The sequence below is a fragment of the Mycobacterium shigaense genome (assembly GCF_002356315.1).
Lineage (GTDB): Bacteria > Actinomycetota > Actinomycetes > Mycobacteriales > Mycobacteriaceae > Mycobacterium > Mycobacterium shigaense.
Genome location: NZ_AP018164.1, coordinates 2617292 through 2637026 on the forward strand (window position 1 = coordinate 2617292; position 19735 = coordinate 2637026).

Genomic DNA, 19735 nt, shown 5'->3' on the forward strand with positions numbered 1-19735 from the left:
GTCGCCCTTGCGGGCCTACTGAATAATGCTGTGCGGGGGGCGACGAAAGGCTGATTCACCATGCCCGTCACCGGAAGATGGCACGCCCGCGCCCCCATGGCCCTGCGCGGCGCCGCGCTGGTCGTCTGCCTCGGCATCGCCACCGTCCCGGCCCTGACGGCGTGCGGCTCCGGCACGTCCACGACGTCGCCTTCGACCACCAGCACCGCATCGTCGCCCGCGACCACGGCATCGCCCACTGCCGAGGGGGCTTCGACCAGCGGTTCGCCGGCACCGGCAGCCGTGACGCCGACCACCGGCCCCGGCGTGTTCGGGGACCCCGGGCTGGGAGCGAGGTTTTGGCGCGCGCAGTCGAAAGAGGATAACTGCGGGCTGATGGCGGTCTCCTTCATCGTCGGCGAGCGCACCGGTAACCAGCCGACCGAACAGGACATGATCACCCTCGCGCAGAACACCCCGTCGGGCGTCAACCCGGGAACGATGATCTATGCGCCTTCGAACGACCCGAGCCACGCGGGCTCCAACGGCGGCGTCTCCGTCGAGGACCTGGTCGTCTTGCTGGACCACTTTGGCATCAAATCGGCGATGACCTATGGGGACCAGACCTCCATGCAGGTGCTGCAGCAGTATCTCGGCGACGGCCGCAAGGTCATCGCGTGGGTGAACTCCACGATCATCGGGGATCCGACCGGAAACGCGACCGACCAGCGCACCAAGGCCGATCACTTCGTGGAGATCACCGCGATCGACACCAACAAGCAGATAGTGCACCTCAACGACTCCGGCGCCGACCACCCCGACGAGCAAGTCCCCGCCGCCACCTTCACCAGCTCGTGGGCAACCGGGCAGGACACCATCGTCGCCACCGCACCGCCCGCCTGAGCAACCCGCGGCGAAGGCCGCGACGGCGCCGCGAGTCGCCGTGTTGCGGACGCCGGGAGAACTACGATGAGCCAGCCCCTGGCGCGACATCGAAAGGACTGGCTCGGCATGACAACACCACAAGCCGGCGACCACCGGCACAGCCCGCAGCTGATTCCCGGCCGGTTGCTGCGCGCCGGGCAACTGCACCACCCGGCAGTCCTCGAGGAGGCCAGGAGGCGAAGCCAAGACGTGCAGCTGCGTCTGGCCGACCGGATCACGGCATTCGCGGGATCGATGAACTTCGTGTGGATCCACGCCACGCTGTTCGCGGTCTGGATGGTGTTCTTCGAACCCAACCCCTGGCCGACGCTGACGCTGGTGGTCTCGCTCGAAGCGATCTTCCTGTCGACGTTCGTCATGATCGGCCAGAATCGCCAGGCGGCTTTCCAGCAGGCCAGGGCCGACCATGACTTCGAGACGCAGGAATTGGAGCTGAAGACCAATACCGAGCTGACCCGTCAGATCCATGTGCTCACCGAGGAGTTGCACCGGCGCTACATCAATCCGGCCGATCCCGCTACTCCCAGTTGACGTGAGCGCGGCAAAACCACGTTGGGGAGAACATGATTGAGGCAGCGGCGGTGCCGCGCCCACGGGTGCGCGCGGCGCTGGTCAGTGCCGCGCGCGTCGGCCCCGCGTCCCGCCGCGACGCGACGGGCCGCCACGGACTTCCGGCTGGGCCTGTGGCCGGCGACGTGCGCCGAGATCCGCTGGGCGTTCGCCCCGCCGCGGACGTGGTTGATGGGTGTAATGGTCAATCTGGTGTTCGCGGTCGGGTGGTTGCTGGTGCAACCGCTCGCCGCCGGCCGCCACCAAGATTGGGTGATCCTGGTCGGCGCGTACTTCTCGTCGTGGATCCTCGCCGATGTCACCACCACCAACGTGCTCGGATCCGATCACTACCGGGTTCTGGCGGCCGTGCGGCGGGGGACACCGCTGTGGCGGATCCTGCTGATCAAGAATCTGGCGTTGCTGACGATCGTCGGCGTGCCTACCCTGGCGGTCGCGATAATCCTCACCCTGCAGCTGGAAACGACCGCGCGCCTTGCCATTACGATTCCCACCGTCGCCGTTCCCATCGTGTCGTGGCTGGGCGTCGGCAACCTGATGTCGGTACTGCATCCGGTGGCGGTCGAGCCGCTGATCCGGCGGTGGCGCCAGCGGCGCGATCGCCGCCGCACCCGAGGCTGGGTCTTGGCCCTCACGCTGCCCTATGCGCTGTACTACGTCGCCGACCCGATGAACGGGGTGGAACATCGCGTGCCGTGGACACAGGTGCCCGCGCTGGTCTGGCCGGTGTTCCGGTCGGGACACCAAAAGCTTTGTGCATCTGGCCATCGCCCTCGGTGTCTGGATAGGTGGGACCGTCGCCGCGCTGCTGTGGGGACAGAAACGCGGACTGCGAATCGACTGAACGCCCGCGCTACATGACGGTGTGCCCGGCGTCGACGGGTATCGACACCCCGGTCACGTAGCGCGCCTTGGGGCTGACCAGCCACAGCACCGCCTCGGTGACATCCTGCGGTTCGACCAGCGGGACGTCGGGCAGCAGCATCTGGGAGACCGCCGGATTGGGGTTCTCCAGCATCCGGTTCACCACGAAATCGTTCAGGATCATCGGCGTCGTGACGCCGGCCGGATGAATCGCGTTGACCCGAATCTTGTGTGGTGCATACGCATTGGCGGCCGAACGCATCAGCCCGACCACACCGTGCTTGGACGCGGCGTAGGCGAACATCGCGGCACTGCCGTCGCCGCCCCGGCCGGTGAGGCCCTGCGACGAGCTGATCATGACGATCGAACCGCCACGGCCCTTGCGGATGATCGACGGCACGGTCGCGAGCAGCGTGTGCCAGACGCCCTTGAGATTGGTGTCGACGATCGCATTGAACACCGGTTCGGAATGGGTGTCGGTGTCCCCGATGGCCACCACGCCCGCGTTCGCGACGACGATGTCCACCTCGCCGAGGTCGTCGATCGCGGCCTGGACGGCGGCCTCCAGCTGTGCGAGATCGCGAACGTCGGCGACCACGGGCGCCGCGCGCCGGCCCGTCGCCTCTACCAATCGCACGGTCTCGTCGAGATCGGCCTTGGTCGCCAGCGGGTAGGGGATGCCCTCGACGTCCGTGCAGACGTCGACGGCGATGACGTCGGCGCCCTGCTCGGCGAGAGCGACCGCATGGCTGCGCCCCTGGCCGCGCGCCGCGCCGGTGATCACGGCGACCGCGTTGTCCAATTCAGCCATGCCTATACCTCCAGCCTGGTGGCGGTCTGTTCTTCGGCGAACGCCACCAGCCGGGCGGCCGCGTCGTAGTCGCACGCGAGCTCCGACCGGCCGATCAGCACGGGGCCACCGCGCAGGCCGAACCTGCCGCTGACGCCGACGAAGCTGCCCGGCGGCAGCGGTTCGCTGATGCAGTACAGCGTGGGCGCGGCGCCTTCGTCGATGTCGTTGGCCAGCCGGTCGGCCACGACCTTGACGGCCTTGTGCGCCAACGACATCAGCGGCGCCTCCGAAAGGTTGGACAGGTTCGAGGCCACCCATCCCGGATGGGTGAGTTGGGCGATGACCGCCGATCCGCCGGCCCGCAGCCTGCGGTCCAGCTCTAGCCCCCACAACATGACCGCCAGCTTCGACATGGCGTAGCTGCCCAGCCGCGTCCATTTGCCGCGGCGCAGGTGCATGTCGTCGAGTCGCAGCGTGGCCGACTTGTGCGCGTCGGACCCAACGTTGATGACGTGCGAACGCACCCGGGGCAGCAGCAGGTTGGTCAAGGCGAACGGCCCGAGCAGGTTGGTGCCCAGCGTCATCTCGAAGCCGTCGACGGTCTCGGTTCGCCGGTCGGTGAGCGTGCCCGCGTTGTTGATCAGGATGTCGACCTCGCCGTCGACCTGTTCGGCGAACGCGCGCACCGAAGACAGGTCGGCGAGGTCGAGCCTGACCACCGACGTCGAGCCGCCCATCTCCGAGGCGCGCTGCCGGCCCAGCTCGGTGTTCCGCACCGCAAGGATCACCTCGGCGCCGGCCCCGGCCAGGGCGCGCGCGGTGCCCAGCCCCACGCCGTTTGTCGCCCCGGTCACGATGATTCGCTTGCCGGTCAAGTCGCCGAGCCGCGCCGGCGTCCATGGTGATGTCACGGCGACTAAGAGTAATGGGTGGTTCTATGTAAGTTGGGTTAGTTCTGCCAACATAGTTGGCATACCGGCAGAGGAGGTCATCCGAGATGGCTTGGCATGAGTGACAGCGCGCGAGAAATCACCAACTTGATCTACACCTACGCCGAGCTGCTCGACGGCGGTGACCTGGACGGGGTGGCGGGACTCTTCGAACATGGTCGCATCTGCGGCGTGGAGGACGGACCACCGGAGACGGTGTTCGAAGGATCCGCACGGGTGCGGCAGATGTACGAGATGGCGACCCGCCTCTACGAGGACGGCACGCCGAAGACCAAACACAACACGACCAATGTGCAGCTGTACATCGACGAGCCCGCGGGCACCGCGCGCAGCACGTCGTACTACTGCGTCACCCAGGCCACCCCCGACCTTCCGTTGCAGGTGATCGTGACCGGTCACTACAAGGACACCTTTCACAAGGTGGACGGTGGGTGGTGGTTCGACAGCCGCGTGATGTTCGTCGACCAGGTCGGCGATGTCAGCCAGCACCTGAAGTTCTGACCGCGTGGCAGCATCGAGCGCGTTCGCCGTCGCCGCCGTGCTGGCCGATGCCCAACGCAAGGAGAAGCTGACCGACTGGGGCCCAAGCGAATTCGAGGGACCGCTGCGGGTTTTGTTGGACGACTATGCCCGCGCCGACCTGAACGAAATCGGTGTGCACATTCTGCGCTCGGGCATTGTGCACAGTCTGCGGATGCGGCTTCGCGCGCAGGAGTGGATCCGCCGTCACCCCGAGATCCTTGAGCAGCGAGTCACCGCGCCGGTCGTCGTCGTCGGAATGATGCGCAGCGGCACCACGCTGCTGCAGCGGCTGCTGGCCGCCGACCCGCGTTTCCTGTGTGCCTACGGATGGGAGGTCGTCGAGGTCGCGCCCCGGCTCGACTACCAGTTCACCGACGCGCCCGATCCGCGCATCGCGATCAGCCAAGCGCGTGAAGCGAAATCGCGCGAGCTGGCACCGGACCTGTTCGCCATTCACCCGATGTACGCGCGGGAGGCCGAAGAGGAGATCGTCTTTTTGGCCGACGCGTTCTTGTCGCACGTTCCCGAATCCGGTGCCCACCTTCCGCGTTACCGGTCCTGGCTGGACGAGCAGGACTTCTCGCCCGCCTATGGCTACTTGCACCGCATGCTCCAATTCATCCAGTGGCAGAAGCGCAAGCGCGGCGTGCAAGCGCAGCGCTGGGTGCTCAAATCACCGGCGCACCTGGGGTATCTGGATGTTTTGCGCGCACAGTTCCCCGATCTGCACATCGTGCACATGCATCGTGACCCGTGCACCACCATCGCGTCCGGGGCCAGCCTGAATGCGACGCTGCACGCGATGCATGCCGATACCGTCGACGTCGACCGGGTGGGCGCACAGTGGTTGCAGCGCATGGGCTGGACCAACGACCGCGCTCTGGCCGCCCGCGACGCGTGGGCTGTAGAAACGGGCGGACCAACCGCCGCAGCGAGCGCGCTGGTCACCGACATCGGGTTCGACGACGCCGTGGCCGACCCGATCGGGCAGGTGGCCCGTGTCTACGACGCCATCGGAATGCCGCTCACCGCCACCGTCGAGGACGCGATGCGGCGCTGGCTGGCCGAGCGTCCCCGCGAGGCCGCCCGCCCGCCTTACGGACTGGAGCACTACGGCCTGCTTCCCGAGCAGGTCAACGAGCGATTCGCCCTGTACAACAAGCGCTTTGGACAGTACATCGGAGGAAGGACGCATGCCTGAAGACCCCGTAGCGACCGCATCACAACATGAACAGGAATTGGCCGCCCTCGACCTGATCGAGCACCCGGTCGTCAAGGCCGCGTACCGCAGCGTCGCCGAGACCTGGCTGGGCCGGGCCAAGGCGTCGGACGCGATGCGGGAGCGATTCGACGATGCTTTCGCCGAGGTGATGTTCTCGGCGGCGGTGTGGTCGTCCAATCAGGACAAGCTGCGGCCCAAGGTCAGCTGCATTACGCGGCTCGCGCATCCGGTGGACGGTCGCCCCGTGCCCGGATCACGTTGGGGAATCGACAATCCCGACAGCGTCTACCGGGTCATCCCGATCTCGGGCGACGAGCGCTACGAGATCCACGGCCGGGTCGGCGAAAATCGCATGACCGAGAACTACTTCACGCTGTGGGATGCCAACATGGGCACCGTCGACGTGCTCAACGGCCGCACCATGCATGTCGACTCCGACGGCAGCTTCACCATCACCGTCGACGCCGACCCGGCCAACGGACGGCCCAATCACGTGCAGACCACCGTCGAGGCACACGAGTTCTACATCCGCGACGTGCTGCTGAACTGGGACCGCGACGATCCCAATTACCTTGAGGTACAGCGGCTCGGCGGGCCACCCACGACACCGGCGCGAACCCTCGACGAGCAGGCCGAGGCGACCGCGGCGATGATGGACTACTTCGCCAACTTCACCGGCAAGCTCAGCCACGGCGTGTACAAAATGCCGGCCAACCATTTCAACCTGGCCTGGTCGGCGGACAAGGTCGGCGCGATGCGCAACCAGGTCTACGTGATGGGCCGGTTCGAACTGCAGCCGGACGAGGCGTTCGTGGTCGACCTCAGCGACGGTGGGGCCGAATACTTCACGGTTCCGCTGAGCAACATCTGGGGCACCACGCTCGATCTCGTCCACCGCACCGGCAGCCTCAACAAGGCACAGTCGGTCGCCAATGAGGACGGCAGCTACACCTACGTGATCGCGCCCGTCGACCCCGGCGTGGCGAACTGGATCGACTCCGACGGACTGCGGGAGGCGATCCTGACACTGCGAATGGCGGAGTTCGGCGACCGCGGTCCCCGCGAAGACCTCGGGGCGCGCGGGCGGGTGGTCAAGCTGGACCGGCTTGATGCCGAGGTGCCACACCTGCCGAGGGTGAGCGAGCAGCAGCGGGCGACTCAGTTGGCGCAGCGGCGCAAGGCCTATCTGCGCCGCCTACCGGAAGGGACGATCTGAGGATGGCGCGCTGGCTGATCACCGGCTGTTCCACGGGCTTCGGCCGCGAAATCGCGCGCGCCGCTTTGGCAGCGGGCCACAGCGTGGTGGTGACCGCCCGACGGACCGAGGCGGTGGCCGACCTCGCCGACGAATTTGGCGATCGGGCCGTGGCGGTCGCCCTCGACGTGACCGACACCGCCCAGGTCACCGCCGCGGTGGCGGCGGCCGACGAGGCGTTCGGCGGAATCGATGTCCTGGTCAACAACGCCGGTCACGGTTATCTGTCCTCAGTAGAAGAGGGCGAAGATGCCGAGGTGCGAAAGTTGTTCGACGTCAACTACTTCGGCGCGGTCGACTTGATCAAGGCCGTGCTGCCGGGCATGCGTGCCCGCGGGTCCGGGCATATCATCAACATCTCCTCGATGACCGGTCTGGTGGCCAAGCCGCCCAACGCCTACTACTCGTCGACCAAGTTCGCGCTGGAGGCGGTGACCGAGGCGCTCGCCGCCGAGGTAAAGCCCTTAGGCATCAAGGTGACCGCCATCGAGCCGGGCGCCTTCCGTACCGATTGGGCGACGCGGTCGATGAAGGAATCGAGCACCCCGATCTCCGACTACGCCGACGTGGCGGCGCGCAAGGACCTGATCAAGCAGTTCGCCGACCATCTGCCGGGTGATCCGCGCAAGGTTGCCGAGGCGGTCCTGATGGTCACCACGCTCGACGACCCGCCGCTGCGGCTGCTTTTGGGCCGCGATGTTCTCAAGGCCACGCGCGACAAGATCGCCGCGATGTCGGCGTCGATCGAAGAGTGGAAGGCCGTGACCAAGGACGTGAACTTCCCGACCGGATGACTACTGCTTGCGGACCTTCGTGACTGCGGAGCCTGAGATCCGGAAGCCGCACCCCGATACGACGCGACAGGTCATCCCGTCGACGTCGGACCGGCAGCTAAACGGACCGAGTGTCGCGGATTGGTCGTACTCCAGCGTCGGCTGACCCAAACCCGGATTGCCCAAACAGCTTTCGCCGGGGCAGACGGAGTACGTCCCCACCGGGTCCATGTGCACGGATTGCGGCGCCGGGGCCGGCGGGCTGACTTGGCAATAGGTCGAGTCGGGCAGACCCGGTCGCTGGTAATCGATCTCGCAGCTGATCGTGTGGGTGGGCGAGTAGAACGAGCAGACATTCTCAGAGCAGATCGGGTTGTCCGCGGCGGCCGACGGCATGCCCGCACACCAGCCAACCGCCGCAATCCCGAGCCCAATCCGGGCAATCCTGCTCACGTCCACCTTCTTCGCGGCATGCCGTCGCGACGTTACAGAGCGTCCCGGCCAGCGGTCAGCGACCCCACCGTGCCGACGAGTGTTGTTAACCTGGCGATATGGCCTCCGAATCGGATCCTGCCAGCGAAAAGCCGGCGGGAAAGCAGGACAAGGCGGCACTTGCCGCCACCAGCTGGGCGCTGCTGGGCATGATGTCCTACGAAGAGGAAGTCTCCGGCTACGACCTCAAGAAGTGGATCGATTGGAGCGTTGACCTCTACTACTGGAGCCCGTCGTACAGCCAGATCTATACCGAGCTGAAGAAGCTGGAGTCGTTGGGGCTGGCGACGTCTCGCGTCGAGCGCGACGAGGGCACCCGCACCCGCCGGCTCTACAAGATCACCGAGGCCGGGATGGCTGCGGTCACCGCGTGGGCCACCGATGCGCCGGTGGATCCGCCCGTGCTCAAACACAGCGTGCTGATGCGGATGACGCTGGGACACTTGAGCAACCCGGCCCGGCTCAAGGAAGTCCTGCAGGAGTATGCGGCCTACGCCGAAACCTGCCATCGCAAAGCCGTCGAGGACGCCGAGGGCGCCGAAGCCGAACCCGCATGGGCGTATTCCGTGCTCGCGTTGCGCTGGACCGCCAAGTATTACGCCGCCGAGCGCGAGTTCGCCCTGGAAATGCTGAAAGAGATCGACGAGGCGGACGCGGTGCTGCAGCAGGCACCCAAGGGGGGGTACGGCAAACCCCGGACCACGCCGGGTTACTGGCGTGAGGTGGAAAAGCAGGTTGCGGCCAAACGCGATCGCCACTAGCCGAGCTGCGGCGCGCGCGTCCATCGTGTCCAGCTCATTGAGATGAGCTGTCGCCACTTGCTCGGCCGGCGCGGACCCTGGCGGGTATGGCTGCGCCCTTGGACAAGCCCCGAGATGCCGATGGACCAGCCAGCATCCAACGCGGTGTTGATCACCGAGATGGCGCTGTGGGCTCAGCGGACGCTGGGGCACCTGATTCTGGCCGGAGTGTTCGAGCGCTACCCGACGCTGCGGTTCGTACCGACCGAGCTGGGCACGCTGTGGTTGCCGCCGCAGCTGGCGATGCTGGACGCGATGGTGCCGACCATCAAGTCCGAGCACCCAACCGCACCTACGGGATGTTTGGCGGGTCGTCGGTCGATGCGTTGACCATGACCCCGAGCGAATACGCGAGACGGAACTGCTGTCTGGCCAGCGAGCTGGCACCGTTCGACTCCGCGATGATCGACTTCATGGGGGCAGACCACATCATGTGGGGCAGCGACTATCCCCACGAGGAGGGCTTCGCGCCGCGGTCCAAGCTGGCAATCCGGTGGGCGCTGCACGACAAGTCCGCGGACGAGTGCCGAATGATCCTGGCCGGCAACGCGGCCCGTCTGTACCGGTTCGACCTTGATGCGCTGGCACCGGTCGCCGCCAAGATCGGTCCGACGATCGCCGAGGTGCACATACCGTTGGAGGACACCGGCTATCGGGCGCCCACCGCGTTCGGGTACCGGCCGTTCGAAGGCGGGCTGGCCCTGCGGCGTCGCGCCCCGGAGCGGATTTAACCGGACGCGTCCACGGCCGCGATGTAGCCGTACACCAGCCCTTGCGCGATCGTCGCCCCCGCGCCGGGATAGGTGGTGCCGAAAGCGTTCGCCGCGGTGTTGCCGACCGCATACAGGCCCGCGATCACGCCGCCGTCTTCGCGCAGCACGCGCGCCCGGTCGTCGGTCCGCAGCCCGCCGCACGTGCCCAGGTCGCTGAGCACCATTTTGACCGCGTAGAACGGGCCCTTGACCAACGGACGCAGGTTGGGATTCGGCTTGATCGTCGGGTCACCGTAGTAGCGGTCATAGGCGCTGCGGCCGCGGCCGAAGTCGGGATCCGCACCGGCCGAAGCGTTGTGGTTGAAGCGGGTCATCGTCGCGAAGAACTCGGCGACCGGGACCCCCATCCGCGCCCCGAGGTTGGTCAGGTTGTCGGCCCGCACCGCGATGCCCGCGTCGTACCAGGCCTGGGGTAGGCGCATGCGCGGAAACAGTTCGGCACCAAAGACATAGCTGTTGCGGTACTGCTGATCGAACACGATCCACATTGGCACGGGCCGGCCATCGGAGCGCTCCCGTTCCAGCAACCGCTGGCCGAACGACATGTAGTCCATCGACTCGTTGGCGAAGCGGTGGCCGTCCTGGTCGACGATCAGCGACCCCGGCAACGACCGCTCGGCCAGCATCACCACGGGCGGCTTGCCGGGTAGCGGAGCGACAGCGGGAAACCACCACGCCTGGTCCATCAAATCGATTCCCGCACCGGCCTCTTGGCCGGCACGGATCCCGTCGCCGGTGTTCGACTCGGCGCCCAGACTCAGGTTGGCGCCCAGCGACTCCGCCTGGAACTTCCACCGCATGTCCATGCTGTGGTCGAACCCGCCCGTCGCCAGTACCACCCCGCGCCTGGCGGCGATCAGCACCTCGCGCCCGTCGTGGTCCACGATGGCGCCGGTCACCCGGTCACCGCCGCCGTCCAGGCGCACCAGCGAGGTGTTGGTCCACACCGGGATGCCAGCCCGCAGCACACCCGCGAACAGGCCGGCCGTCAGGCCCTGGCCGCCCGCCGCGTAACGCCGCCCCAACAGCAGCCCGCCCACTCCCTGGGCCAGGCGCTTGGCGAACGTGGGAATGCCCTTGCGCGGCAGGCGGGCCACCAGGTTCATCCACCGGTAGTCGGCGCCCGTGGTCGGCATCGGGACATTGACCTCCAGTACGCCAGGCCGCAGCCGGGTGCGGTACTCGCCGAGTATCGACGTGTCCAGCGGGTGGCACTCGCAGGTACGACCCGGGGCGCTGCCACCGGGTTGCTCGGGGTGGTAGTCCGAGTAGTCGCGGGCCCAGAACAGACGCAGCGGAGTCGTCCGGCGCAGCATGTCAACCGTCGCGGACACATGCGCCAGAAACGCGGTGGACAGCTTTTGCGGCGCCGACCCCGCGACGACCGAATCCAGATACGTCGCGGCGGCCTGCGCGGTGTCGTTCGCGCCGGCCTCGCGCAGCACCGGGCTGGCGGGCAGCCACAGCACGCCGCCGGAGCGCGCGGTCGATCCGCCCACGTGCGACGACTTCTCCACGATCAGGACCGACAGCCCCAGTTCGTGGGCCGTCAGCGCGGCGGCCATGCCGGTCCCCGATCCGATGATCAGCAGATCCACGGTGGTGTCGGCCACCGGAAGCCCGGCGGGGATGGTGGTGCTGCGCGGGGTCACGGTGAGAACGGTATGCCGGGTCGGCGCGACGCAGGAAGACCCATCCTGATGAGTGGAACAACCCGCCCGCACGGCCCCGGGCGGAGAGTTAGATCGTGCCCATGACGTCGCAGCCCGAGGCCGACGAAGTTCGGCTCATCGAAGCCCAGGCCGTCCCGACGCGGTTCGCCCGCGGCTGGCACTGCCTGGGTCTGCTCAAGGATTTCTCCGAAGGGGCGCCGCATTCCATCAATGCTTTCGGGCAGAAGCTGGTGGTTTTCCGCACTGGGAACGGCGAGATCAATGTGCTCGACGGGTATTGCCGGCACATGGGAGGTGACCTCTCCCAGGGTGAGGTCAAGGGCGACGAGATCGCCTGCCCGTTCCACGATTGGCGTTGGGGCGGCGACGGGCGATGCAAGCAGGTGCCCTACAGCAGGCGCGCCCCGAAGCTGGCCCGCACCCAGGCCTGGGTCACGCTGCAGCAGGACGGCCTGTTGTTCGTGTGGAACGACCCCGAGCGCAAGCCGCCCCCGCCGGATGTCACGATCCCGCGCATCCAGGGTGCCACCAGCGACCAGTGGAGCGACTGGCACTGGTACACCACCGTCGTCGGTAGCAACTGCCGCGAGATCATCGACAACGTCGTGGATATGGCGCACTTCTTCTACATTCACGGCGCGCTGCCGACCTACTTCAAGAACATCTTCGAAGGACACGTCGCGACGCAGTACATGAACGGCGAGGGCCGTCCCGACATGGCCGGCACCGAGGGCGCGCAAATGTTGGGCAACACGTCGGTGGCGTCGTATTATGGCCCGTCCTTCATGATCGACGACCTGACCTATCACTACAAACACGGCGACGCCCACACGATCCTGATCAACTGCCACTACCCGATTGACGCGAATTCCTTTGTGCTGCAATACGGTATCATCGTTAAGAAGTCGGATGCGCTGCCCGGCGATGAGGCGCTGCGAACCGCGGTGAAACTCGGAGAGTACGTGAAGCTCGGTTTCGAGCAAGACGTCGAGATCTGGCGGCACAAGGCGCGCATTGACAATCCGCTGCTGGTCGAGGAGGACGGCCCGGTCTATCAGCTGCGGCGCTGGTATCAACAGTTCTACGTCGACGCCGCCGCTGTGCAGCCGGATATGGTGGACCGCTTCGAGTTCGAGCTGGACACCACCCGCCCCTACGAGGCGTGGATGAAGGAGGTCGAGGCGAACATGGCGGCGCAGGCGGCGGGCTCGGTGTGACGACACCCGAATCGCGCGTCCGGACGGACAATCGGCTCGCCGACATGCCGATGATGCCCGTGGCATGCCGGCGCTGCGGGGCCCGGGTCCTGGTCCGCAAGAGCAGCTGGAATCAGACCAGTGTGCAGTGGAACGGCGACGCGATCGCCCGGTGCGCCGAACGCCATCAGGCGCAGCAGATTTCGACGGACGGCCGGGGCATCTTTCTGGCGTGCTCGGCCCTGGGGGATTCGATCGTTGACGCGGCGCGGCGCGGCGAGTTGCCGGTTGTCGACTAGTGGCGCGCCGGTCAAGTCCCGCATGATTCGTTCGCTCCTCATGAACAGCGCAATGCTGCCGAGCATGAGTGCCAGGACGAAGCCCGCGAGGTCGGTGCTGGTGAGCCGGTGGGTGCTCATGTCGAGCACGGTGAGCCCGAGGGTGGCGCCAACGTTGAGGGCGAAGATCAGGCCGGTGTATCGGATGGGTGCGAGCACCTGGACGACGAGCCCGATGACTGCGATGAACAAGGAGACCGATATTCGCGGGCCCACGGCAGCGACGCGCGGATACTCGTGTGGCGGACGTGTTTCAGCGCCTGGTCGACGGCGATCGTTGCGCCGCAAGCACATTCGCTCGCTCCGTCATAGCAGACCCGACATACTCCGGCTCGGTGAGCAGGTAGAACCGGCCGTTGGCGGCCTGCTCGAAGATTCGCCCCGCCGCCGCCCGCGCGTCCATGGCCGCGGCCTTGACCTGCAGCATTGCCGCGCGGTGCGCCTCGGCGGCGGTGAGGTCGCCGCCCTGGGCAGCGTCCACGCCGCCCGCCGAATCGAAGATGTTGGATTTGACCGCCCCGGCAGCACCGCCTGCACGTGAATGTGATGGCCGTGTCCCGCCGACTCGACGTCGAGATACAGGCACTCCGTCAGTGCGAGCACCGCGTGCTTGCTCGTGATGTAGGGCCCCTGCAACGGAATTGCCAACACCCCGCCGACCGACGACAGGTTCCATACCCACGCGTGGTCGTCGATGGCCATCATCTTCGGCAAGAAGGCCCGCACGCCGTAGAACACGCCGCTGACGTTGATGTCGACGACCCGTTGCCAATTGGCCACCGGTGTGTCCCACAGGTAGCCGAACTGTTCGACTCCGGCGTTGTTGACCAACAGGCGCACCGGGCCAACGTCGCGGTAGGTCCGGTCCGCCAGTTCCTGCATTGCAACGGGATTGCGGACATCGGTCGGGACGGCGACGGCGGAACCCCCGCGGCCGCCGATCTCGTCCCGCACCGCCGCGATGGCGGCGCCGTCGGCGTCGGCGAGCACCACGGTCATGCCCAATTGGCTTGCCTGCCATGCCAACCCCGCACCGATGCCCGAGCCGGCTCCGGTAATGACGGCGACGCCCCCGGAGAAGTAGTTCACGCGTACTGCACGGCCCGCCGCGGCTCGGGACGTGCCGGCCGCAACGGCCGCAGCGGCTGCAGCGTGGGGGCTACGCATTGCGGCCCGCCCTCGATGTTGCGCCAAATCGCCATCGCCGTCATGCGCACCGGCGCGGTCAGGCGCTGATCGAACATCATGCGATTCATCGGGCCGCACACCGACACGGCGGCGAGGACGTCCTGGTCCTCACCCGGGCTGCAGATGGGGGCTGCGACGCAGCCGAATCCGGCCAGCGACTCCTCGCGTTCGAATGCCACGCCGTGTGCGCGGACCTTGGCCAGTTCGATCGCCAGCTGCGAACTGGTGGAGATCGAGTACTTGGTCTTGCGGACGCGCAGATTCACCGCCGCGTGCTGGCCGGAGTAGGCCAGCATGGCTTTGCCGACGGCGGTGCAGTGGGCGGGCTGGCGCGACCCGACCCGGGTGGGCACCGCCGTGCCGCCGATCTTCTCCAGGTACACGACGTCGGGTGCGTCCAGGACAGCCAGGTGCACGACGAGGCCGGTGGCGCGGTGCAATTCGCCCAGCAGCGGGCTGGCGGCCCGGACCAACCGGTCTTGGTGCACCGCCAGCGAGCCTAGCTCCACCAGCCGCATCCCCAGCTCGTAGTCGCGGCCGCTGCGACGCAGCCAGCGCAGCTGCACCAACCGCTCCAGCATCCGGTGCGCCGACGAGCGCGGCAGGCCGGTGCGCCGGACGATCTGGGCGAGGGTGAGTCGGCCCGGTCCATCGAACGCGTCCAGGACCAGCGCGATGCGGTCGATCACGGCGGTGGGCGTTTCGGCGGGCGCAACGGACTGTGACATCGATCCTCCAACCCCTATGTCGGGCCGACATATTCCTATTAGGAATACTCTGTCTACCACACGACTGTGGCGGCTGTCACACAACACGCGAAAGTCCGCCGCCGATCGCGTGGAGCCGGGCGCGGATTGACTCGGGTCAGCTCTTCGCGGCGGAGCGGCCTGCGCGGCGACCGTAAAAGCTGCCATCGCCGAGGGAGACGCCGCTGGCATAGCCCCACGCCGCTAGACCGGCCGTCGAACGCCCCGCGGCGAACAGCCCGGGAATGGGTTCGCCGCTGACGTGCAGCACCTCCGCGTCCAGGGTGGTGTTCAACCCGCCGAGGGTGAAACCGCCGGTGTTCTCGCGCAGGTCGATGGCGCCGACGGGGGAGCCGATCGGTTTCAGCCACTCCGGCTTCTTGTGCAGCAGGGGGTCCTCGCCTCGGGCGGCGCCGTCGTTGAAGGCGGTCACCGTGGACTGCAGCGAACCGGGCGGCAGGCCCATCGCCCGTTCCAGGTCGGCGATGTTATCGGCGACCCAGCTCGCCTCTCGCAGCATGAACTTCGGCGACCACGACGCCATCGCCTCGTCGTTGGCGTCGCTGTCGATGATCAGGTAGGCGACGTTGTCCTGGTGGTAGAGCGTGAGTTGGCCGATGCGGCCCGGGTAGGTGTCCTCGGCGACGTAGCGCTGGCCGCTTCCGTTGACCAAGATGCCGCGCACCAGCTGCTGCGGGTCGATGAAGATCGCGACCTCGGTGGCGTCCATGTGCGCCAGGTCGGCGCCAAGCGCCTGCGCCATCCGGATCGCCTGCCCGTCGTGTTGCTCGATGGACGCGGCAGGCCGCCCGGCGATCCGGGGAGCGAAGCGCGCCACCATCGAGTCGTTGTACGCGAAGCTGCCGGTGGCGAGCACCACGCCGCTGCGAGCGCGAATCGTCAGTTCCGTGCCGTACCGGCGGGCGCGGATGCCCACCACGCGGCCGTCGGATTCCACCACGAGGCTTTGCGCCCGCACGTCATAGAGCGCCCGGGCGCCGGCGGCGGTGGCCGTCTTGACGAGCGGCTTCATCAACATGTAGCCGGCACTCGCCTCGCCCTGCTTCTTGTTCGACATCTGCGGGACGTGCCCGCGCGGCGCGGGGGTCGCGATGGTGTTGAACGGGTAGGAGTTTTCGCCGCCGCTGTACATCAGGCCTTGGTCGCCCATCGGCTCCCAGCCGGGCTCGGCGAAGAACTCGGCCTTGAACGGGACGCCGCAGCCGACCAGCCAGTCGAAGTGGGCGACGCTGCCGGCGCAGTAGTCCGCGATCCGGTTCTCGTCGGCGCCCGGCCCCATCGCGATATTGAGGAAGGCCACCATGTTCTCGACGGAATCGGGGAAGCCACAAGCCTTTTGCAGTGGCGTGCCACCGCCGAGGTAGATGAACCCGCCCGCCATCGACGCCGCGCCGCCCCACGATCCCGTGCGCTCGAGGACCAGAACGTCGGCCCCGGCTCGCGCCGCCTCGACCGCCGCGGCGGCGCCGGCCACGCCATAGCCGGCAATGACGACGTCGGCCTCGTCGTCCCACGAGGTGATCGAGGAGGCGGGGACCGGCCTGACGTCGGTGTCGGGCGTCATAACCGCATGGCTGCGGGCATCTCGCCCACCCAGTCGTGGCCCCAATAGCTGTCGGCGGTGATTTCTTCCGCGGTGTAATAGGTTTCGTCGACCCGCATGCCGTCGGTGCCGAATTCGATGTCCCAGTCGCCGGGCGCCCGGACGTAGAACGAGATCATCTTGTCGTTGGTGTGGCGCCCCAGGGTCGACGACAATTGGAAGCCCTCGGCCTTGACCCGGTCCAGCGCCCGGCCCACCGCGTCGAGGTCGTCGACCTCGACCATGATGTGCACCAGCCGGGGGTCGCGCATGTGCGCCGCCGGCACGATCGCCAGGCTGTGGTGGCGCTCGTTGATCCCCAGGAACCGAACCCGCATGGGCCCGAACTCTTTCGGCAGCGGCACCCGGAGTGCTCCGCGCGATCGGAAACCCAACACCTCGGTGTAGAAGTCGAACAGCCGGTCGGGATCCATGGTCGGCAGGACGACGTGGCCCATGCCCTGATCGCCGGTGACGAATTTCGCGCCGAACGGGGTGATGACCGGGCTGTGATCCAGCACCGCGCCGTGGAACACCTCGAGTGCGGTGCCGGCGGGATCCTCGAAAGTGATCACCTCTTCGACGCGCCGGGCCTCGGCGTCATCGGCGGACAGCTCCTTGAAAGCCACTCCGGCACCGTCGAGGGTGGCCTTGACTCGCTGCAGCGCGGGGCGATCGCGCACTTCCCAGCCGATGGTGAGCACCCGGTCGGTCTCACCGGGCACCACGATGAGCCGGGCCGCCCGCTCGTCCATCCGCAGATACAGCGCCGACGGATCCGGTCCCGTGCCCTGGGCGAAACCCAGGATACCGAAAGCGAATTGCCGCCAGCGGTCGATGTCGCTGGTCGAAATGGTGATGTAGCCAAGGCTTTTCAGGTCGCTCACGGCTGGGGCCCTCCTTGTTCAGATCAGGGCCCGCAGCGGACCCTCGGGCGGCTCGATGCCGAGTGAACTCAGCGCCGCTGCGTGGTAGGTGGTGCCGGGGACGTGGATGGCATGCATCTGACCGACATGCACATCACGCCAATACCGTTGCAGCGGCTTGTCCGTCCGCGCCGCATTGCCGCCCGAGCGAGCGAAGATCTCGTCAACCGCGGCCACCGCGCGCCATACCGCGCGGACCTGAGTACGGCGACCGGCCGCGCGGTCGGCGAACGAGACCTCCTTGCCGGCCGCGACCATGTCGTAGATCCGGTCGGCGTTGGCCAGCAGTTCCTGGCGGGCGGCGTTGATGTCGGCGGCCGCCTCGCCGATGGCGTGCATGACGTAGGGGTCGTCCTTGATGGCCGTTCCGGTCGCGCCGACGCGCTCCCGTTGGTAGTCCAGGTGCGCGGCCAGCGCGCCCTCGGCGATGCCGATGGTGGCCGCCGAGATGCCCAGCGGGAACATCGTCGACCACGGCATCAGGTACAGCGGCTCGGTCATGCCGGCCTCGCGCTGGGCGGTGCCGTCCATCACCTTGGTCGCGTCCATGGTCCGGTAGGTCGGGACGAAAGCATCCTTGACGATGACGTCCTTCGAGCCGGTTCCCCGCAGTCCCACCACATCCCAGGAGTCGTCGACGATCTGGTAGTCCTTGCGCGGCAGGATCATGTGCAGCATCCGTGGCGGCATCAGCGGCATGCCATTGGTATCGCCGAGCATCGCGCCCAGGATGATCCAGTCGCAATGGTCGGTGCCCGAGCTGAATTGCCAGCGCCCGTTGAAGATGTAGCCGCCCTCTCCATCATGCGCGGGTTTGGCGATGCCCTGCGGTGCGTACGGCGAGGCCATCCAGGTATCGACGTCGTCGGCCCAGATCTCGGCGGCGACTTTCGGGTCCGCGTAAGCCAACTGGTAGGGGTGCACGCCCACCACGCCGACGATCCACCCGGCGGCGGGATCCAGCGCGGCGGTGGCCATCGTCGTCTCGGCGAATTCGCGCGGGTGCACCTCGAACCCCTGATACTGCTTGGTCTGCAGCAGTCGGATCAGGCCGGCATTCTTCATCTGCTTGACGGTGTCGTCGGTGAGCCGGCCGATGCGTTCGGCTTCGGCGGCCTGGTCGCGCAATTGATCGGCCATGGCCACTACCCGGTCGATCACCCGGTCGCTCATGTCGGTGTCCTTACGTGAGTCGGCTAGCTGCGGGACAGGAATCCGAGCACCGTGCTTTCGAAGGCTTGCTTGGCCTCGATCATCGCCCAGTGCCCCGAGTTGGGGAATATGTGAAGTTCGGCGTTGGGGATCGTGCGCATGGGGATCAGCGCCATGTCGGGCGGGCTCACCCTGTCGTCGCGACCCCAGGTCAGCAGGGTCGGCGCCCTGACCTTGTGCATGACGGCCCACGGCAGCGGGCGGTCGGAGGCGGCCATCATGGCGTTCATCCCGGCGAAGGCCTCCTTGCCGTACATGCGGCGCGCGGCGGCCAGCGTCACCGGGTCGGAGGCCAGTTGCCAACGCTCCTCAACGAGTTCGTCGGTGATCAGCGCCTGGTCGTAGACCATTGATTTGAGCCAGTCGACGAGCCGCTGCCGGGTCGGGTCCTCGACGAATTCCTGTAGCAGCCGAATGCCCTCGCTCGGGCTGGCGCTGAAGATGTTGGTGCCGATGCCTCCGATGGTCACCAGCTTGCCGACGCGGTCCGGATTACCGATGGCGAAGTTGACACCGACCCCGCCACCCATCGAGTTGCCGACGATGTGCGCCGTCGCGACGTCGAGGGCGTCCAGGAACGCCGGCACCGCACCGAACGCGGTGACCATCGGGTGGCCGCCGAAGTCCTCGGTCACCCCGAAGCCGGGGAATTCCAAAATCAGGCAACGAAAGTGCTCGGCGAACGTGGGCAGGACGCCGCGGAAGTTGCGCCAGCCGGTGACGCCGGGCCCGGAGCCGTGCAGGAACAGCAGCACCGGAGCCGACGCGCAACCGCAGTCGTAATACCGCAAAGCGCCCTTCGGGGTACTGATTTCACGCAGGTCCTGTTCGACGGTCGTTTCGGAGCTGTTGGCCACGATGCCACCCTGCCATGTTGCCGAGGCACGCGGGAATGGTGTTCCGCTGATCGGGATC

18 protein-coding genes and 3 pseudogenes are annotated in these 19735 nt (G+C 67.2%); 11 read left to right on the forward strand and 10 right to left on the reverse strand.

The genetic code is table 11. The features are described from left to right. Positions 1–60: 60 nt before the first annotated feature. The 3 genes and pseudogenes from MSG_RS12110 to MSG_RS12120 all read left to right on the forward strand — a co-directional run bounded on the left by MSG_RS12110 (position 61) and on the right by MSG_RS12120 (position 2338). Positions 61–882: a C39 family peptidase gene (locus tag MSG_RS12110; RefSeq protein WP_232011010.1), complete on the forward strand. Its 822-nt coding sequence runs from the start codon at positions 61–63 to the stop codon at positions 880–882. A 66-nt stretch (positions 883–948) separates the two neighbouring features. Beyond that, complete coding sequence (locus tag MSG_RS12115) at positions 949–1455, forward strand: DUF1003 domain-containing protein (RefSeq protein WP_232011011.1); 507 nt, start codon at positions 949–951, stop codon at positions 1453–1455. A 32-nt stretch (positions 1456–1487) separates the two neighbouring features. Then, a pseudogene (locus MSG_RS12120) lies at positions 1488–2338 on the forward strand (hypothetical protein). A gap of 9 nt (positions 2339–2347) precedes the next feature. On the opposite strand, the gene MSG_RS12125 reads toward MSG_RS12120, so the two are convergent. Continuing rightward, on the reverse strand, positions 2348–3169 hold the full coding sequence (locus MSG_RS12125; RefSeq protein WP_096439905.1) for a mycofactocin-coupled SDR family oxidoreductase: 822 nt from the start codon (positions 3167–3169) through the stop codon (positions 2348–2350). Positions 3170–3171: 2 nt separating this feature from the next. Continuing rightward, positions 3172–4062, reverse strand: a complete 891-nt coding sequence (locus MSG_RS12130) for an SDR family NAD(P)-dependent oxidoreductase (protein ID WP_096439907.1) — start codon at positions 4060–4062, stop codon at positions 3172–3174. 96 nt (positions 4063–4158) lie between these two features. On the opposite strand from MSG_RS12130, the gene MSG_RS12135 reads away from it, so the two are divergent. Genes MSG_RS12135 through MSG_RS12150 form a run of 4 tightly spaced genes read left to right on the forward strand, consistent with a single transcriptional unit; the run spans position 4159 to position 7894 of the window. Then, the gene (locus MSG_RS12135; RefSeq protein WP_096439909.1) at positions 4159–4602 is read left to right on the forward strand and encodes a nuclear transport factor 2 family protein; all 444 of its coding nucleotides are present in this window, start codon (positions 4159–4161) and stop codon (positions 4600–4602) included. Between the two features lie 4 nt (positions 4603–4606). After that, the gene (locus MSG_RS12140; RefSeq protein ID WP_096439911.1) at positions 4607–5824 is read left to right on the forward strand and encodes a sulfotransferase family protein; all 1218 of its coding nucleotides are present in this window, start codon (positions 4607–4609) and stop codon (positions 5822–5824) included. Further along, a complete protein-coding gene (locus tag MSG_RS12145; RefSeq protein WP_096439912.1) occupies positions 5817–7061 on the forward strand; it encodes a hypothetical protein in 1245 nt (414 codons plus the stop codon). Before MSG_RS12140 ends, MSG_RS12145 begins: the two co-directional genes overlap by 8 nt. Before the next feature lie 2 nt (positions 7062–7063). After that, positions 7064–7894, forward strand: a complete 831-nt coding sequence (locus MSG_RS12150) for an oxidoreductase (protein WP_096439914.1) — start codon at positions 7064–7066, stop codon at positions 7892–7894. On the opposite strand, the gene MSG_RS12155 is transcribed toward MSG_RS12150, so the two are convergent. Next, positions 7895–8326, reverse strand: coding sequence for a hypothetical protein (locus MSG_RS12155; RefSeq protein WP_232011012.1), 432 nt, complete (start codon positions 8324–8326; stop codon positions 7895–7897). 98 nt (positions 8327–8424) lie between these two features. Between MSG_RS12155 and MSG_RS12160 the strand changes: the two genes are divergently transcribed. Then, positions 8425–9126 carry a PadR family transcriptional regulator gene (locus MSG_RS12160; protein ID WP_096439918.1) on the forward strand — a complete coding sequence of 234 codons (702 nt, stop codon included), beginning with the start codon at positions 8425–8427 and terminating at the stop codon, positions 9124–9126. A gap of 105 nt (positions 9127–9231) precedes the next feature. Then, positions 9232–9896, forward strand: a pseudogene (locus tag MSG_RS12165) (amidohydrolase family protein); the annotation flags it as partial. On the opposite strand, the gene MSG_RS12170 reads toward MSG_RS12165, so the two are convergent. Then, on the reverse strand, positions 9893–11590 hold the full coding sequence (locus MSG_RS12170; protein ID WP_096439920.1) for a 3-ketosteroid-delta-1-dehydrogenase: 1698 nt from the start codon (positions 11588–11590) through the stop codon (positions 9893–9895). The pseudogene MSG_RS12165 and the gene MSG_RS12170 overlap by 4 nt on opposite strands. Positions 11591–11691: 101 nt before the next feature. Between MSG_RS12170 and MSG_RS12175 the strand changes: the two genes are divergently transcribed. Both MSG_RS12175 and MSG_RS25585 read left to right on the forward strand, forming a co-directional pair. Then, entirely contained in the window at positions 11692–12828 is a 1137-nt protein-coding gene (locus MSG_RS12175; RefSeq protein WP_096439922.1) for a Rieske 2Fe-2S domain-containing protein, read from the forward strand. Between the two features lie 44 nt (positions 12829–12872). Next, positions 12873–13106: a ferredoxin gene (locus tag MSG_RS25585; RefSeq protein ID WP_096444408.1), complete on the forward strand. Its 234-nt coding sequence runs from the start codon at positions 12873–12875 to the stop codon at positions 13104–13106. A gap of 292 nt (positions 13107–13398) precedes the next feature. Here the strand turns inward: MSG_RS25585 and MSG_RS12185 are convergent. The 6 genes and pseudogenes from MSG_RS12185 to MSG_RS12210 all read right to left on the reverse strand — a co-directional run bounded on the left by MSG_RS12185 (position 13399) and on the right by MSG_RS12210 (position 19677). Continuing rightward, positions 13399–14234: pseudogene (locus MSG_RS12185) on the reverse strand (SDR family NAD(P)-dependent oxidoreductase). Beyond that, a complete protein-coding gene (locus tag MSG_RS12190; protein WP_096439924.1) occupies positions 14231–15061 on the reverse strand; it encodes an IclR family transcriptional regulator in 831 nt (276 codons plus the stop codon). The pseudogene MSG_RS12185 and the gene MSG_RS12190 overlap by 4 nt, the downstream one beginning before the upstream one ends. 136 nt (positions 15062–15197) lie before the next feature. After that, the gene (locus MSG_RS12195; RefSeq protein WP_096439926.1) at positions 15198–16664 is read right to left on the reverse strand and encodes an FAD-dependent oxidoreductase; all 1467 of its coding nucleotides are present in this window, start codon (positions 16662–16664) and stop codon (positions 15198–15200) included. Then, a complete protein-coding gene (bphC, locus tag MSG_RS12200) occupies positions 16661–17569 on the reverse strand; it encodes a biphenyl-2,3-diol 1,2-dioxygenase (RefSeq protein ID WP_096439928.1) in 909 nt (302 codons plus the stop codon). Before bphC ends, MSG_RS12195 begins: the two co-directional genes overlap by 4 nt. Positions 17570–17587: 18 nt before the next feature. Beyond that, positions 17588–18781, reverse strand: a complete 1194-nt coding sequence (locus MSG_RS12205) for an acyl-CoA dehydrogenase family protein (protein ID WP_096439930.1) — start codon at positions 18779–18781, stop codon at positions 17588–17590. Positions 18782–18804: 23 nt separating this feature from the next. Then, positions 18805–19677, reverse strand: coding sequence for an alpha/beta fold hydrolase (locus MSG_RS12210; RefSeq protein ID WP_096439932.1), 873 nt, complete (start codon positions 19675–19677; stop codon positions 18805–18807). Positions 19678–19735: the final 58 nt, after the last annotated feature.

Bases quoted from the DNA above. Each gene is read 5' to 3' on its own strand.
- MSG_RS12145 (WP_096439912.1), top strand. From the start codon at position 5,817: ATGCCTGAAGACCCCGTAGCGACCGCATCACAACATGAACAGGAATTG.
- MSG_RS12115 (WP_232011011.1), top strand. From the start codon at position 949: ATGAGCCAGCCCCTGGCGCGACATCGAAAGGACTGGCTCGGCATGACA.
- MSG_RS12205 (WP_096439930.1), bottom strand. From the start codon at position 18,781: ATGAGCGACCGGGTGATCGACCGGGTAGTGGCCATGGCCGATCAATTG.
- MSG_RS12110 (WP_232011010.1), top strand. From the start codon at position 61: ATGCCCGTCACCGGAAGATGGCACGCCCGCGCCCCCATGGCCCTGCGC.
- MSG_RS12190 (WP_096439924.1), bottom strand. From the start codon at position 15,061: ATGTCACAGTCCGTTGCGCCCGCCGAAACGCCCACCGCCGTGATCGAC.
- MSG_RS25585 (WP_096444408.1), top strand. From the start codon at position 12,873: ATGCCGATGATGCCCGTGGCATGCCGGCGCTGCGGGGCCCGGGTCCTG.
- MSG_RS12150 (WP_096439914.1), top strand. From the start codon at position 7,064: ATGGCGCGCTGGCTGATCACCGGCTGTTCCACGGGCTTCGGCCGCGAA.
- MSG_RS12160 (WP_096439918.1), top strand. From the start codon at position 8,425: ATGGCCTCCGAATCGGATCCTGCCAGCGAAAAGCCGGCGGGAAAGCAG.
- MSG_RS12175 (WP_096439922.1), top strand. From the start codon at position 11,692: ATGACGTCGCAGCCCGAGGCCGACGAAGTTCGGCTCATCGAAGCCCAG.
- MSG_RS12195 (WP_096439926.1), bottom strand. From the start codon at position 16,664: ATGACGCCCGACACCGACGTCAGGCCGGTCCCCGCCTCCTCGATCACC.
- MSG_RS12125 (WP_096439905.1), bottom strand. From the start codon at position 3,169: ATGGCTGAATTGGACAACGCGGTCGCCGTGATCACCGGCGCGGCGCGC.
- MSG_RS12135 (WP_096439909.1), top strand. From the start codon at position 4,159: ATGAGTGACAGCGCGCGAGAAATCACCAACTTGATCTACACCTACGCC.